This is a genomic window from Paenibacillus sp. PK1-4R (assembly GCF_030369595.1).
GTDB lineage: Bacteria > Bacillota > Bacilli > Paenibacillales > Paenibacillaceae > Paenibacillus.
This window is the reverse complement of the sequence record NZ_CP126535.1, coordinates 5,050,844-5,066,566: the sequence shown is the minus strand read 5'-3', so window position 1 is coordinate 5,066,566 and position 15,723 is coordinate 5,050,844. Positions and strand designations below refer to the sequence as shown.

General features: G+C 42.2%; 11 protein-coding genes and 1 pseudogene. 7 read left to right on the top strand and 5 right to left on the bottom strand.

All coding sequences use genetic code 11. The features are described 5' to 3' along the window. Positions 1 to 67 precede the first annotated feature (67 nt). Positions 68 to 1,747 (top strand): AraC family transcriptional regulator, encoded by a 1,680-nt coding sequence (locus QNO02_RS21980; protein WP_289389973.1) that lies wholly within the window; start codon positions 68 to 70, stop codon positions 1,745 to 1,747. A gap of 67 nt (positions 1,748 to 1,814) precedes the next feature. After that, the gene (locus QNO02_RS21975; RefSeq protein WP_289389972.1) at positions 1,815 to 2,402 is read left to right on the top strand and encodes an imm11 family protein; all 588 of its coding nucleotides are present in this window, start codon (positions 1,815 to 1,817) and stop codon (positions 2,400 to 2,402) included. Between the two features lie 73 nt (positions 2,403 to 2,475). On the opposite strand, the gene QNO02_RS21970 is transcribed toward QNO02_RS21975, so the two are convergent. Beyond that, on the bottom strand, positions 2,476 to 3,054 hold the full coding sequence (locus QNO02_RS21970; protein WP_289389971.1) for a TetR/AcrR family transcriptional regulator: 579 nt from the start codon (positions 3,052 to 3,054) through the stop codon (positions 2,476 to 2,478). A 140-nt stretch (positions 3,055 to 3,194) separates the two neighbouring features. On the opposite strand from QNO02_RS21970, the gene QNO02_RS21965 reads away from it, so the two are divergent. Next, entirely contained in the window at positions 3,195 to 4,097 is a 903-nt protein-coding gene (locus QNO02_RS21965) for a CPBP family intramembrane glutamic endopeptidase (RefSeq protein WP_289389970.1), read from the top strand. A gap of 159 nt (positions 4,098 to 4,256) precedes the next feature. Here QNO02_RS21965 and QNO02_RS21960 read toward each other — a convergent pair. After that, positions 4,257 to 4,397, bottom strand: a pseudogene (locus QNO02_RS21960) (sulfurtransferase); the annotation flags it as partial. Between the two features lie 296 nt (positions 4,398 to 4,693). On the opposite strand from QNO02_RS21960, the gene QNO02_RS21955 reads away from it, so the two are divergent. Continuing rightward, the gene (locus QNO02_RS21955; protein ID WP_133385694.1) at positions 4,694 to 6,253 is read left to right on the top strand and encodes an acetamidase/formamidase family protein; all 1,560 of its coding nucleotides are present in this window, start codon (positions 4,694 to 4,696) and stop codon (positions 6,251 to 6,253) included. Between the two features lie 419 nt (positions 6,254 to 6,672). Here the strand turns inward: QNO02_RS21955 and QNO02_RS21950 are convergent, their stop codons facing one another. Both QNO02_RS21950 and QNO02_RS21945 read right to left on the bottom strand, forming a co-directional pair. Next, complete coding sequence (locus QNO02_RS21950) at positions 6,673 to 7,119, bottom strand: OsmC family protein (protein ID WP_091028202.1); 447 nt, start codon at positions 7,117 to 7,119, stop codon at positions 6,673 to 6,675. Between the two features lie 381 nt (positions 7,120 to 7,500). Beyond that, entirely contained in the window at positions 7,501 to 12,474 is a 4,974-nt protein-coding gene (locus QNO02_RS21945) for a discoidin domain-containing protein (RefSeq protein ID WP_289389969.1), read from the bottom strand. Positions 12,475 to 13,170: 696 nt separating this feature from the next. On the opposite strand from QNO02_RS21945, the gene QNO02_RS21940 reads away from it, so the two are divergent. The 3 genes from QNO02_RS21940 to QNO02_RS21930 all read left to right on the top strand — a co-directional run bounded on the left by QNO02_RS21940 (position 13,171) and on the right by QNO02_RS21930 (position 14,746). Beyond that, positions 13,171 to 13,491, top strand: coding sequence for a hypothetical protein (locus QNO02_RS21940; protein WP_091028206.1), 321 nt, complete (start codon positions 13,171 to 13,173; stop codon positions 13,489 to 13,491). A 443-nt stretch (positions 13,492 to 13,934) separates the two neighbouring features. Continuing rightward, a complete protein-coding gene (locus QNO02_RS21935) occupies positions 13,935 to 14,195 on the top strand; it encodes a hypothetical protein (RefSeq protein WP_289389968.1) in 261 nt (86 codons plus the stop codon). Between the two features lie 11 nt (positions 14,196 to 14,206). After that, on the top strand, positions 14,207 to 14,746 hold the full coding sequence (locus QNO02_RS21930; protein WP_256332206.1) for a DJ-1/PfpI family protein: 540 nt from the start codon (positions 14,207 to 14,209) through the stop codon (positions 14,744 to 14,746). Positions 14,747 to 15,528: 782 nt separating this feature from the next. On the opposite strand, the gene QNO02_RS21925 is transcribed toward QNO02_RS21930, so the two are convergent. After that, complete coding sequence (locus QNO02_RS21925; protein ID WP_289389967.1) at positions 15,529 to 15,657, bottom strand: hypothetical protein; 129 nt, start codon at positions 15,655 to 15,657, stop codon at positions 15,529 to 15,531. Positions 15,658 to 15,723 lie beyond the last annotated feature (66 nt).

Genomic DNA, 15,723 nt, shown 5'->3' with positions numbered 1-15,723 from the left:
TGTTTTGCATGGTGGGAAGGGCTGTTGCCTGAACATTTTGTCTGTTGAAGAGGTCCTTGAATATTATATGATTTATTACAAAGCCATCATCCCGCTGCCTGAACGTCAGGATATCCTGGCTTTGATGGAGCACCGTAATCCCTTCAAGCTTCAATACGGCTTTGCACCTGATCATCCTGTTTCCTTGTTGGGTAAAGTACAGTACATGATGACAGCTTGGGAAGAGCAAGAGGCACTGGAACAGTTCCATGTAAAGTCATTATTTTATCAATTTGTATACGATTTGTTATGGCAAATCCACAATGGGCGCGTGCCAACAATAAAGCCAGACCTGGTTGCACATATGAAATATTATATGCAGGAACATTACGCTGAACCCATTACAATGGACTTGTTAGCAGAGCTTATGGACAGTAGTCCACGACATTTATCAAGGCTATTCAAACGCCAGACTGGTCATAGTCCGATTGATTTTGTCATTCAAATCCGTATGAACAAAGCGAAGGAACTACTGCTTGCTACAGATGCTACTTTACAGGAAATTGCCAAGGCTGTTGGTTATCCAGATGGTTATTATCTTGCTAAAATATTTAAAAAATATATGGGTATTGCACCTATTCGTTATCGAAAGCAGCATGAAAGTCCTAATGTACCATCGAATGTGGCACGATTAGGCATTGTACAGGACCTAACTTCCTTATATATTGATAATGATTATCATAATCAGCATATATTTGAGGAGGAATTATTGATGTACAGAAGTAGAAAGACACCCTTGGCTATCACATTATTACTTTGTTTAACCCTATTGCTCAGCGCTTGTTCAACTGGTGGGACAGGAAGTCCTTCAGCCAATGAAGGTTCTCAGAAGCCAACGAATCAGATAGCGGCTAACAACGCTAACAATACAGATACACAATCTCAAATGAAGACCGTAACCACCATAAAAGGTGATATTGAAGTACCGGTTAATCCACAACGAGTGGTTGTCCTGTATCTAATGGGTGATTTGCTTGCTTTAGGCGTAAATCCTGTGGGGATTTCTTCTATAGAAGAAGGAGCGGCTTTTGCGAGCGAACTGGAAGGTGCCACCTCATTAGGAGCATTTAAACCGGACCCGGAAGCAGTAACTGCACTTAATCCCGATCTCATTATTGTTACCAATGAAGAAATATATGAAGGACTTAAAATGATTGCTCCTACAGTATATATTCCTTATGACCTGCCAGTAGAAGAACGTATGAATATGCTTGGAGAAATTCTGGGTAAAGAGGGACAAGCTCAGGAAATGTTAGATAACCTTCACAAAAAGGTTGAGCAAAGCAAGGAAAAACTTGAACAAGCAGGTATTTTGGATAAAACCGTCACAATTATGGAAAGCAACAAAGGTTCCATGGCTGTAATGACAGGCTTGGGTTATGGCCGGGGGTCGCAGATTATTTATCAGTATTTAGGGATGAAAGCACCTGAAGTCTTGCAACGTGAAATTGAAAATGCAAGAAACGATGCGACAAGCAAGGACGTTTCTTATGAAGTATTACCTGAATATGTGGGTGATTATATATTCCGTTCTTCCTTTGAAGGAATGGTTGATCTGTCAGACAATTCAATTTGGAATAACATCCCTGCAGTCAAAGAAGGACGTCTGATTGATATGAGCTTTGGTTTATTCTTCTACAATGATATTTATTCGTTAGACAAACAGCTTGATTTTATTGTGGACAACTTGCTTAAAACCGCGGAATAATTGGAGGGGCTATTTGACCCGTGTAATTGATTGAAAAGCTCTTCATTCGAAAAGGAGACATCATTCTTTGAACTATTATTTTCTGGAATCTCAATATCCACGTAGAGGGTTTATTAGTGGCGGAACAACCTTCACTCCCCAATTAGATATGAATTATTTGGCGATAGAGAATCCGTTGCCAGAGGGGACAACAGCAGAAGTTGAGCTACTGTCTACGGTACGCAACCTGAACGTAGATTATTTTGAGACGATCACAGGAACGAGACACGTATCAGATCGTTTTAAAACGCTGTTGGAGGAAACGAAAACAAATACACAGTTTATTCCGACAACCGTGTGTTACCACAACGGTCGTTCGGTTGAAAACACCTATTGGACTGCACATCAGCTGGATCGTTTGGATGTTTTCGATTATGAACGTTCGGAATATGGGCGCAAAGCGGTCATTGCTGCATCTGTACAACAGCCTCCACGTAAGATCGTCAAAGTTGTATCTCAAATCTGCCTTCATGAAGAGCAAATTGACGAGCATGAATTTTTTATGCTGGATTACATTAATATCTTCAAACCCATTATTTCAAAAGATTTTTACGAAGTATGCCGAACACATAGGCTGAATCTGAACGTTACAGAGGTCGGAAATGTAAGCATCTAAAATGCTACATGAATATAATGAAAACACAGAGAAGCCCGCGCAAAACGTGGGCTCTTTAGTCTTTATTTTTCCTCTAACGTATAATCCAATGGATATAGTCTTGTATCAATTCTTTGCTTTGTGTTCGATTTATCTTATCCGGCTCTAGATACAAATTGAGAGCCATCCCATTCATAAAAGCATACAGTTTTTCTTGTTCCTTCTCTTCATCGGTTGTGCGCAGAAGTCCTTCATTTTTCAAGTACATAATGCAGTTCTTGATTGCGTTTTGCAGGTCCTCATAATTGGCGTCGAACCCTTTTTGCGTTTTTCCATAGCTTACAAATGCAAACCAAACCTCCATTTCCAATAATGTTTGTTCATCCGTCGGGACTAGTTCGAGCAAGTATTCAACAATTCTTTCTTGAGGCGCCAGTTCTCTTGCATTCAAATTTCTTAGTCGAGTAAGTACCTTTTCCTTAACTAACTCCATTGCAAAAGCTAATAGGCTCTCTTGTTTTGAAAAGTAATGTCTTAAAGCGCCTTGTGATAATCCGGCCTCCTTTGCAATCGTTCTTGACGTTGCATGATGAATGCCTTTCTCACTAATGATTTTCCAAGTAGCTTCAGCGATAATATTCTTCATTTTCTCATGATCCACGATTTTTGGCATACACACAGAATATCATATTATTTAACTCAACTGAAATAAATAGACGATTAAGATGGAATGTGCTAGAGTTTATTTAACTCAACTGAAATAAAAAAAGAAGGGGGCAAACGCGATATGCCACTCAAAGGAGTGCAATTGGAATGAATCAGCAATTCAAGGTAATGCTTCCAGCATGGGGAAAGGCAACCGGCTTATTATGTATGATCATTATATTTGCTGCTGTATTGTGGTTAGTGTGGACCGGAAACTTGAATATAAGGTACACGGCTGATCGTGAGGAAGTGATTCCAATATGGCATAGTATGTTGCCGGCATTCCTTGGCATTTTTCTAATCCGTATGATTCCTTATAAAAGTCAATATCATCCGTATTTCCAACAAATGGAGAAACAGCACTTGGTCGTTCAATCGATTGTATTATTGCTGTCAGGCGTTTTATTTACGGTTTCTCTGATAACGATAAACCAGCAAGGATTACATTTCCAGCTATATTATTTGGCGTTCAAGTTGACGACACTATTGTTCATCCCGTTGATTTTATTGCTGATTTATCGCAAAATGACTGGCGGGCAACAAGACATTATCTCGGTAAAACCTCGCACTCGCAGACACGTCATCGTACCACTAATCGTTATTGTGGTCTGGTGTTATCTAAGGTTCTATTCCCCAATTGCACAACCAGAAGGAGCAATCGTAGCAACCGATATGACAGAATTACTTCTCTTGATGTTGATTGGTTTTATGATCAATAGCGTATTGGAGGAAGTTTTTTATCGGGTATGGCTGCAGACCCGATTGGAGGCATTGCTTGGAAGATGGCCCGCCATACTACTAGTTTCAATACTATGGTCCATTTGGCATGTCGCCATTCAAGGAAATGGTCAGTGGGATATTGATGTGGCAACAGTAATTGCAAATCATGGGGTTACAGGTCTGTTTCTTGGTTATTTATGGGCCCACTATCGTAAAATATGGGTGATTATCTTGATTCATGGACTCATGAATGCTTCTCCTCATTTTCTTTTGCAGATCCTGTTTCATTGAGCGAGAAAGGATTGGGTTGGATCAGTCTTCGCATGCAACGATGCCTCTATCTCTCCCGTATTCCCGGGTGACGCTCAGTCACTGAAAATGCACCGCCCCAGGCATCAGCTTGCATGGCGGTGTTTTTGTCTTGAGACACTGTAGACCGGTGCTACGTACCTACTCTTCCCCGGTAGCCACCGGATTTTCCTCATAACTAATCCAGTCACTCCATCCTCCGGGATACAACTTCAGATTCGAGAATTCCGCTTCTTCCAGTGCAATCACGTGCGGACAGGTGATTATGCCTGAACCGGAGTGTAGTAGTATTCCTGTGGCGGTATCGGATACATGAAAGACATACATAATTTTCCTGTAACTTAATTTCGTTTGTTCCAATCTCTGAAGGAGGGTCCTCAGTTTACTAGAAGTATTTTAGTTTTACACGCCTTCCATATGATAAGTATATTGACATGTTGTTTGTTTTTATAAGTTTATTCTTGATATTTAGCTCTATAATGTTATTTTTATTGACAAAAAAATATTGTTGTAAATGTATTTATATGTTATTGTGTGTTTGTGTTAGAAAATATTACATAGTATAGAGGGGGAGCGTAATGTTTATTAACCGAACGATTAGGAAATTTGGGGTTTCAGTAGGGATTATAAGTATGTTTACATTTGCTCTACCTTCAGTGGGCTTTAGTATGCCACTGCAACCAACAACCCTTGATAAGGTAGAAGGTGATTATTATGTAACGTCTGCGATTGAGAACATTCGCTGGGGATCACTGCCTAATCGAGACAGCTCTCCGATTCTAACTGTGCCATCAGGAAGTGCTGTAACATTTGATACGGTATCGCATGAGGGATTGATAGAGGATCAAGGGAGAAATCCAGTGGAGTACTTCGGTAAATTCGGTATCTCACCCGATGGAGTGTTGGATGATGCGAAGGCAATTGCGGCTTCTGCGATTAAGCATGATTATGTAAAAGACGGACCTCATATTATCACTGGGCCGGTAGCGATTGAGGGAGCGGAGCCAGGAGATGTTCTTAAAGTAGAAGTCCTTTCGTTGCAGACTCGAGTTCCGTATGGTGTTATTTCTAACCGCCATGGTAAAGGTGCTCTTCCTAACGAATTTCCAGAAAACACAGGTCCACAAGAGGGAGCTAGCGCAACAAAACCGGAATTATATAATAATGTATCTATATTTACGCCTATTGAAGAAATCAACGGCAATTGGTATGGGGTATTACCAACAAAAGCTGGCAAGAATGTACGTTTCCCAATTAACCCGTTTCTAGGTGTTATGGGGGTTGCACCAAATACCAGCGAAGTTGTGAGTTCGATCCCACCTATTGAAACAGGAGGGAATATGGATATTAATGAGTTGGGTGTTGGTGCAACTATTTATTATCCGATTCAAGTTAAAGGCGGGCTATTCTATACTGGAGATCCACACTTTGCTCAAGGAGATGGAGAAGTAGCGTTAACTGCATTGGAAGCTTCCTTAAGGGGGACAGTTCGGTTAACGGTGTTAAAGAAAGGTGATCCATCACTACCACACAGTGGAGAATTCACGCAACCCTTTGCTGAAACCGAGGATTATTGGATTCCAATTGGACTGGACCCTGATTTGGATGAAGCCATGAAAGAATCCGTACGTGAATCGATTCAATTCTTATCCGATAAGCTTGATATGGATAGAAGTGTAGCTTATGCGTACCTATCAGCCGCAACGGATTATGAAGTATCTCAGGTCGTAGATCGAACGAAAGGGGTTCATGGACTCATTCGAAAGACCGATTTTCTTGAATATGTTGACGTTGCAATGAATGTAGGGGGTACGACAATCAAACCGGTTGTTCATAACGATGAGTTCTACGTACCGATTCGAACCATTTCCGAGCTATTGGGCGGTACAGTAGTATGGGATCATAAGACGCGTACAACTCAAATCAAATTAGGCACGAAAAATATAAGTGCTCAAATTGGTTCAGATGTGTATTCAATTAACGATAAACTAGTGTTCAATAGTAACGTACCAAAGCTTTTAAAAGGCGAAACCGTAGTTCCGGTTTCTGTTATTAATGAAATACTAGGTGCTTATGTAAACTGGACGACGATCGACAAGACGTTAACAGCTAATGTATCGTTAAGTAAAAAGCAATAATAGATTTCATTATTCAACCGTGGTGGACAGATGTCCATCACGGTTTTTTTTGTTTTTTTGTTATCATGAATCAAAAAAAGCTGCCACTTTATGTCTGCATCGTACAGAAAGGCGCTTGCTGGAAACGAATAAGGAGAGTGTTGACCGCCAGCTTCTATAATAATGTGTCGTATACTCATAATGCTTAACGCTGTCCGATGCCAGACTAACAGCTGTTCTTGTGTATCTATGGTTGCTTTCAATGGAGAGTGTCTTTAATTCGAACAAGATATTTTCTCAAAGGGCCAAACGAAGTTTATAGCCGAGTTTATTAGGTTATGACCAGAAACCCGCGAAAAACGCGGGCTTTTGTTACATCTAAATATGTTATACGGTTAGCAATTCAATATCAGTCCGGTTTCACGGTAGTTATAGGCTGCTTAGTTTTCGATGATAATTCTGTCCAACTTGAGATTAACCGGATGTGCCAACGTATCTCCAACTGGGCACTTGCTCTCCAGGAATTGTACAAATGCTTCAACCTGCTCTTGGGGAGAATCTGTTTTGATACGGAATGTATACCGAATATCGGAATAGCCCGGACGCACCTCTGATTTGTCGAAAAAGCCATCCAGGTCAATATCGCCTTCTACATCCACAAAGAAATCCTTGAGATTCACCCCAAATTTAGGTGCATATACCCTAGCTACGATCGACTGACATGCTCCCAGCGAGGCGAGTAAAGCTTCCACCGGATTCATGCCGGTATCGGTTCCACCCAAGTTTTTGGGCTCGTCGATAATAAACTCGAAGTTTCGAGATGCTACTTTCACTTGAACTCCGTTTTGCAGATGAGCAGATGCTTTAAACGTTTGGAGGGCAGCCATTTTGTAGTCTCCTTTAGTGGGTTTATTGATACTGATTTTATTCATAGTTTTCCGCTATGATTATATTAGAATGGATAACTTGCGCTGTCAATCCTCAATTTCCCAATATTTTGATCTCGGGAACAGCGCAAAGAAGCATATGCTGGTCTCTAACGTTGCTTAGGCGGATATGTGTGTTTTGCCGCCGTTCGTATTCGTGATTGGAAAATACGTATTTAATTCGAGATAACTGCTTATTACATTTAGAAGCGGGTGATTGCCAAAAAACCACCCCTGTCCCGCAAAATTGAGGGAGAGAGGTGGCTGGATGAACGATATTTAATTCCTTAGATTAATGATTTTTTAATACTGCGTAAAATTGATGGTTTTGAATTCAGCGTATCAATGGTACAGCTTCAATTCAGCAATAGACCACCACCACTCAGCATTGTCCGTAGTCAAAGCAATTTTGACATATCGTGCCTTCTGGTTCGTGAATGTCACTGAGATTAAAGAATCTGTTCCCACAGCTTCTGAAACCGAATTCCAATGCTCGCCATCCGTTGAAGTGACGATTGTAAAACTGCGGGCATAGTCATTGGTACTGCTGCCTGAGTCCATAGTTAACCGGCTGAAATTCTGAATGCTTCCCAGATCGATCTGAATCCACTGGTCTGCTTGTTGTCCGGATGCAGAGGTCCAGCGTGAGTTCAGATCATCATCCAGCAGTGCACCAATGTCTTCAGACGTGGAAGCTGTAGCTGTCCAAGATGTCCGATCCAGTTCGGTAGGCAGCAGATCATCCTGTTCCCCGGGTGTCCATGGTGTCTGATCGGCAGTATAAACTGCGATTTCAGCTACAGACCACCAGTGAGAATCCGTTCCGGTCTGAACTATTTTGATATAGCGGGCCTCATGAGCAGGGAATGCTATGAAGAGCAAGGCATTTTTCCCTTCACCCGTAGCCACAGCTTTACCCCAATCCATGCCATCCAGAGAGGTGTATACTTCATAACCGCGAGCATAATCCTCAATGTTGTGTGCACTATCCAATACAATCCGGTTCACTGTCTCTGAATTGCCCAGATCCAGCTGAAGCCACTCACCGCCTGTTTGTGCCTGACCGGAAGTCCAGCGTGTTTGGTTCGAGCCATCCAGTATCGCCGTTGCAGCTTCCTCATCGGAAGACGCTGTGACGGACCATGCATCTGAAAGCAGACGTTTTTGTTTTCCTGTTCCATAGTGATTAACAAATAGCTCGGAGACCGACCACCATTGATCGGATTCACCCATCTGCATGATCTTCACATAACGAGCCTGTTGCTCAGGGAAGGTGATGGAGAGACGTCCTGACACGCCTTCGCCTCCAGCAATAGAGGTTCCCCAGTTTTGCCCGTCATCGGAAACGAAAATGCGATATTGCCGCGGATAGTCATCCTTCGCGTTCCCCGGGTCCAGCTCTACTGCGTCAAAAGCACTCGTTTCCCCAAGATCAATCGTAATCCACTGTCCGCTCGTTTGCTTTCGCCCGTTCGTCCATAATGTGTCTTTATTTCCATCAAGCATGTGAGCCGTGACATCCGTTCCTTGCGTGGAGGAAGCGGTCACGATCCAGTTTGAGCGATCGGACGACGGAGCTGGATTTGGATACTCAGGGGTCTGAGGCAACTTTCCAAATCGGGCGAGCTTGAGTTCCGAGATGGACCACCAACTGTCTGTGGGAGCAGTCAATACAATTTTGATATAACGTGCGATCTGCATTCCCAAATCGACGGACAGGCTTGGAGAAGAGCCTATTCCCTGTGCAATTGGCTTGCTCCAGTTTTCATCGTCCTTCGAAATGTAAACTTCATACCCGTGGGCATAATCACCTCCGCTGTTGCCGGAGTTCATGAAAAGTGTATCCATCATCTGCTCGTTGCCCAGATCAATATGGAGCCAGTCTCCAGGCTGTTGCGTTTGTCCAGATGACCAGCGGGTAGTCAAATCTCCGTCAATCATGCGTTCGACTGCTTCCGAACTGGAAGAGGCGGTAATCGTCCATTCGCTGCGATCCAGATAGGTGACGCCTTGTGAGGCATCTGGCTGCTTGACTACTGTATGCTCCAATGGATTGACTTTCACTTGAGCTTTCGCATAGACGGTAGTTGAACCCAAAGCTCCGCTTGCATTATAAAAACGAACCGTTTTGGCGGTGTCTGACGGATTCCAGATTTGCGCCGTGTAGACACCATCCTTTTCGTATACGGTTGCTGCGGGAGAATCTGCCCAAATATCCATGGTACGTGTTCCTGTGGATGCCATGCTATGCATGAACCAGTAGGCGTTAAAGACTTCGTTTTGCTGCATCTCTTTTGTATCCCACTTTGCAAGAGCAGTCTCCGGGTCCCCGATGGATTGGAATGGCCAGATGATGTGTTGCCATGTGTGCTCCTGCTGACCACCAAGATCCTTGATCAGACCGTTGTATAGTGCCGCGGTATTCTTCGGATCACGACCATAATAGGTCATCCACTCTGCGGGCGGCAACCAGTGAATGCCATAAATATGCTCGGCCTCGTTGGAGAAGTACGTGCCATACAGGTAAGCACTGCCGTATACATGCCCTACGGTAGCGTGTTTGTATCCTTCCAGCCAGTTGTCCCCATCGTAGTTGAACCAATATTGCTCGGCCGCTTTTTCCTCGGTGACGAAGCCCCAGATGCCCGCATCGCGATAGGCTTTGTTCCCCGTTACTTCGCCCCACATATATTGTCCGACCCAACTGAACAGAGCTTCGCCTGCAGCTTCCTGATTGTTTCCGCTGCGATTGTCGGCATAACCGCCCGCCCAGGAATGACCAGAATAAGGATCAAAATTACGCATCCATGGGAATTGATCGTCTGTGTGTGAAGGATTGGCATAATCCCGGATCAGCAGTTCAACCATATCGCCATAATCCTGTACAAAAGTTGGATCATACATAGCCAGCACCGCAGATGCAAAGACGTAATAGCCATACGTAAAATGATGATCCGTCAGTCCGGTATTGACCCCGAACCCGCTTCCATAAGGGAAGATCGTTCCCCATTGCTCCGAGTAATAGAAATAATAGGAGTGCAGACGTTCATTCGGTGAATAAGTGTACCAGTCGGTCAAGATGCTTCTTAACAGGGACAGGTAGTGGTCCCGTCGTTCGTGATCACCAAGCTGATCGCTAATGAGCACACCCAGCGCAAGCGGATGAAGCTTTTTCCCCTGCCAGTAGGGATCTTCACTCATTAAATTGCCTGACGTATCTGCATCAAGCTGATCCAGATAACTGATTAATTGCGCGCGTGAGTATGTCGGATCATCCGGCTCTACAAATTGCGGAATAATGCCGTAGAAACGATCCTGTGTCGTAAAGCTGTTGCCTTCGCTCACTTTCATCATTCCACGAATAGAAGGATAAGCGAGCTCCGTGAGTGGAGTTGTTGCAAGTTTCCACTGGTGCGGGAACAAAGCCATTAATGTGTCGGCGGAAAAGTTGGCACGCTTCGTTTGTGTAACGGAGTTAAAGGTCGTTGTAACTTGTGAAGTGCTCTCGTTATAGTCGTATTCGACCTTCGTATCCGTTACAAAAGCATAGGCGTGTTGGTAATAGTAAGCTAATTCTGATGCAGATGGCAGGGTAGAGAGCGACAAATAATTTTCGCTTGATCCCAGCTTAATCTTAAGTGTATTGCCCAGCTTTATAAATGTGGTTCCTTCAGGTGCATAAAGACCATAGTTTCTAGTAAAAGTTTGCGGCGAAGGCGCTCTGTCCTGATTGGTGACTTCTACACCGATATGATCTCCTGTCCATGATTCCCCATCCTGCAACACAATCTCACGGTTTTGATCATCAAAGAGACGTGTAATGTTCGGTGAACGAATCAGGATGGTGTCCGGGTTCTCAAACGTGTTGTACAGGAAAGGGGAGCCTTTTACAAAGGTTGTATTGACCTTTGCCGTGTCATCATCACTCATGATGATGTTAGCGGAGTAATCCCCGTATCCTGCGATCTTGGTATTGACCTTGGCTGGGTTCATATCGCTTGTTGTCAGGATGAGGTCTGCTTCACCGTCTGCATCCATCGAGTTGCCATCAGCAGAAACGTATCCAGCACCAGGATTCAAAATATGAAGCCCCTGTTTGGTGTATCGATTTTTGAATGGGAGCGTGACCAGACTGTTTCCATCTCCTAAATCCGAGACGAGAATCGATTGCCACCAGTCATTGGATGGAATCGGGGCGGTGATGTCAGCTGTGCGATTTTTAGGGTTTTTCGGCTGCAGCATCGTGATGTCATTAATGGCATAACTGCCAGCGCCGACTTGTACCGAGCTCATCTCCGGGATAGACGGAATGGTGTAGACCGGTTTTTCATCTCCTTGAATATACTCATATACATCAAAGGCATAGAGTGAATAACCGTTGGTTGTACCTCGGCCATGACCTGCGAGCTTGACATATCTGGCTTCTGAATATACAGGAATTTCATCCCGTCCTCCATTGCTGTGTAACTCCCGATACAGCGTAGTCCATTGCTTTGCGTCGTCGGATACCTGAATGTCGTAAGCACGTCCAAACGCATTTTCCCATTGCAGAGAAATTTCTCCGATTTCCTGACGTTGACCAAGGTCCACAACAATCCATTCCTGATCCTTGTATATGGAAGACCAGCGTGTACCTGGATCACCATCTGTCACATTGCGCGCTTCATAATCGCGCTTCTCCATCTTGGCCTTGTCTTCGGCGGAGCGGCTAGGTTCGTCAATCTCTTCCGACGACGCTATAACCGATTTACCAAGAGCAAGGTTGGCGGCAGTCGGTTTTGGAGGTGGATTTGCTCCACCCGTTCCATACACATCGAACGCGTACAGAGAAATACCATAGGCTTGCTGCGCCCGTTCATGACTGAACAAACGTACATATCGTGCATTGACGGAAACCTCCACTTCTGTCAGACCGCCTTGACCCTTCGTTGTGGAGTACACTTGCTTCCAGTTGACTTCGTCATCCGACACTTCAAGATCGAAGGCGGAAGCATAGGCATTTTCCCACTCAATCGAGATGTTGGAGATGGAAGCAACTGCACCCAGATCAACATAGATCCACTGAGGGTCCTGTTGCCACACACTTTCCCATCGGGTATTTTTGTTGCCATCCACGGCATGATCGGCTGTATTCCCACCAAGGGATGAGGAGCTATACACCGGTCTGTTCAGGGATAAGAGATATGACCCTTCTGCAGCAGCGTTTGCTGCCTTGCTAGGCCATAGCGGCAAGCTGCTGACCAACAATAGCATGGATAACAGCAAGTTCACGCAGATGCTGCGTGTGTTTCGTTTGTGACTCGTTCGTCCCTTCATATCTTCTTCTCCTTTGTTAGTTCCTGCCTTTCAACCAGACAGAACTTTCTCTGTTTCCTAACCACCTGTTATATGTATTGTTCTGTTCTCCCGTGCCACATTTCTGAGGTAGATTTCAGGATGCATACATGGGATATGCGGATGTTCATTTGTTGTATATCGAACATTTTGTGTGGATTATAAAGATTTTTTAATCGTTTTCGTAGAAAAGGAGACATATGTCCTACATGAGGTAAGTGTGGTGTGCAACTATGAAATGCTGAATTGGGATTACGGTCCGATAGCAATAAAATGTTTTCTTTTCGTGTTATAGGAACAAACAACACAGGAATCAACTTGCGAAGAACTTCACTCTATTTTTGGGGGAGAAACGCGACCTAATGACTTTATAAATTACGTGTAATAATGTAATGTCGATATGAGGGAGTGTGAAAAAATGGATATTCAAAAAGCTACGGAAGAAAAGCTTGAACGTAAAATGCAAATGGGAGTTCCGATTGATGAAACTATGCTTGAAGGTCTGATACAAAACTAAATATTGAAGAACAGCGAAAAAAAATAAAAATCTCATTGAAAGCTCATTAATTTTTTCAGAGACGTCTCCAAATAGCCAACTTATGAATAAAACTATTTATATTCGAATTCCCATCGAGGGTGTTCTAGCTATAGAACTAATGGATGGAATAAATACACTGGATGAAATATCGAATTTATAAAAAAAAGAATCACGATGTTGAGGTAGATATTATTGATTTTGTGGAACCTTTATTAGAGTTAAACCTGATTCATAAATTTAATGATGAAGTCTTGGTTGCTCTTAAGGCAAGTAACAATGAAGGCAGAATTAGAGAGAAGGTTGGTAGATTCTTCTTTAACAAATTGGCAGTTCTCATTTATTTAACTTTTTTTATTGCATCTTTAATTATTTTTACGTACAACCCTGAATTTCTTCCGTCTTATCAAGATTATTTTATTTTTAATGAGTCAGTTGGTTTAAGTTGCTTATTCTATTTTTAATATCATGGAGTTTAACGATTTTGCATGAATCTGCCCATTATTTTGCAGCAGTATCACTCGGGGTGCCAGTCAATTTTAAAATAAGTATAAGATGGTTTTGGATGGTTAGTGAAGCCAACATGAACTCTTTGTGGGCGATTGAAAGGAAAAAAGATATTTGCCATTTCTAGCGGGTATGGCATGGGACTCAGTGGTTCTTTTGCTTGCGCTCGTGTTCCAGTACATCTATCAACAGGATTTAATAATTGTAGGATACATGAGACTGATAGTCCTCATACAAATATATAAGTTTTTATGGCATCTTCTCATTTTCTTCAGAACTGATCTTTATTATGTTTTAATCACTATTACAAATTCTTCGAATCTGTTGGGACAAGCAGTTCTTTATTTGAAAAAAATCTATAGTAAAAGTGCTCGTATTGAATGGAGTAATTTAAAACAGAATGAACAAGCTATCTCAAGAGTATTTTCATTTATTTATTTATTTAGTAGGTATACTTTCGGCAATATTGCTCTTTTCATTCTTTTCTATTCCGGGTTTTTTGATAGCGGTATCTAAAGCTATTACTAACCTAGCAAATAATTCTTGGCAGTCCTTATACTTTTGGGACGGTACAATTGTGATAGTTTTGGCCTTCTTCAATCTGGCTCTATGGATTGTGGGTGCTTACAACCGTTCTAAAGAGTTAAAAAAAGCAACTTGAACTAAAAATACATGAAAGCAGGTGTAAACATTAATACTCATGTCTTAATCTACGACGGGTTTGTAAATTTTGAAATAATGCTGGCAACTTATTTAATGAAAACTCAGGGGGAAATTATAACAGTGGGTTTAAATTCCGAAATGGTCAATTCTTATGAGGGCTTAATTGTTAAACCCCATAAAGATATAAAAGAAATTGATTTTGACGAAGTAGAAATACTGCTTATTCCAGGAGGAGATATTGGCGCAATAGAAGGAAATCATCAGCTAACATCACTTATCAAGAGACTGGATACTAACGGGAAATATATTGGTGCCATTTGCTCAGGAGTTGAACTTGTTAAACAAGCAGGGGTTTTAGAAGGAAAGGAATTTACTGAAAATAGAATAAACAATGACGAAACATACACAGTTAGTCAGAACATAATAACTGCAAAAGCCAACGGATATGTAGATTTTGCGATTGAGCTAGGCAAAATGTTAAATATTTATTCCGACGAAGATGATTATAATGAAACAATCAGATTTTTTAAATATTTTGAGAATAACTAGTTATATGAAATGAGTTCAATCGTTGTTACTATGTAATGACCACCCTGAACTATAAACTCAGTTATTAATGGAGTTTCACCATGTACATTTAATTGCTGTGGGTCTATACCAAGATCAAGAATTAAATCTACTTCAGCACTCTTATCAAGTTGTGAACAAAGGTATAGTAGGCTGATTCCTTTAAAGTCGCACAAATTTGGATTCAGACCGTTGTTTAACATTAATTATTTAGATGGGCTAGGAGGTTGTGATCCTCGTTTAAAAAATTGGACCCGCACAATAGTGCGAGCCACCAAAAGTGTTACTTAAACATAATTTGTGCGGTGTTGTATGCTGTAGCATGTTAACTCTGTTATTTTTCTGTGAACTTTCTGCTATATTGAAGGAGGTGTGTCTCCCTCTCTCTATTTTCATCACACTAACAGTGGTTGTTGAGTATCGGACTTTATAGTCTTTATATATACTGTTGCTATTCACTACATTGTTCATAGCATCGTACACTTTTTTTACATACTGGTACATTTTTAGCTGGTGGTGTTACACGTTTATTAAAAGAGAAACGTGAACGATCTTCCAGTTTTACCACTTGCTAAGTTCTCGTTCAAGCTCATGTTCGACGGGGCTGTGGATGTATCTGAGATCATATAAACAAGCTCTCGATGAAGATCTTCATGTAATTATTTTAAGAGCGTCTGCGTTGTTTCCTCGTTGACTCCGAACATAGAAAAATACATCGCCGGGGCAGATAAGCCACCTGGCGATGTATTCAAATCGATATACTGCTATACGTCTTTGTCCGCTTCCGAATCACCTATAGCGACTGCATTCCCTTCATAGCTAATCCAATCGCTCCAACTTCCGGAATACAGCTTCACATTTGGATTTACGGCCGAAGGGATTTTAAACTGCACGGGAAAATCGCCTTTCAACCGTTCTTTCTTCCTCGACGGCTCCCATAATTTGTTCCGCTATGAGTA

Excerpts from the sequence above, each read along its gene's own strand:
- QNO02_RS21945 (WP_289389969.1), bottom strand. The coding sequence starts at position 12,474 with ATGAAGGGACGAACGAGTCACAAACGAAACACACGCAGCATCTGCGTG.
- QNO02_RS21930 (WP_256332206.1), top strand. The coding sequence starts at position 14,207 with ATGAAAGCAGGTGTAAACATTAATACTCATGTCTTAATCTACGACGGG.
- QNO02_RS21935 (WP_289389968.1), top strand. The coding sequence starts at position 13,935 with ATGAACAAGCTATCTCAAGAGTATTTTCATTTATTTATTTATTTAGTA.
- QNO02_RS21970 (WP_289389971.1), bottom strand. The coding sequence starts at position 3,054 with ATGCCAAAAATCGTGGATCATGAGAAAATGAAGAATATTATCGCTGAA.
- QNO02_RS21955 (WP_133385694.1), top strand. The coding sequence starts at position 4,694 with ATGTTTATTAACCGAACGATTAGGAAATTTGGGGTTTCAGTAGGGATT.
- QNO02_RS21965 (WP_289389970.1), top strand. The coding sequence starts at position 3,195 with ATGAATCAGCAATTCAAGGTAATGCTTCCAGCATGGGGAAAGGCAACC.
- QNO02_RS21950 (WP_091028202.1), bottom strand. The coding sequence starts at position 7,119 with ATGGCTGCCCTCCAAACGTTTAAAGCATCTGCTCATCTGCAAAACGGA.
- QNO02_RS21980 (WP_289389973.1), top strand. The coding sequence starts at position 68 with ATGATTTATTACAAAGCCATCATCCCGCTGCCTGAACGTCAGGATATC.
- QNO02_RS21940 (WP_091028206.1), top strand. The coding sequence starts at position 13,171 with ATGAAATATCGAATTTATAAAAAAAAGAATCACGATGTTGAGGTAGAT.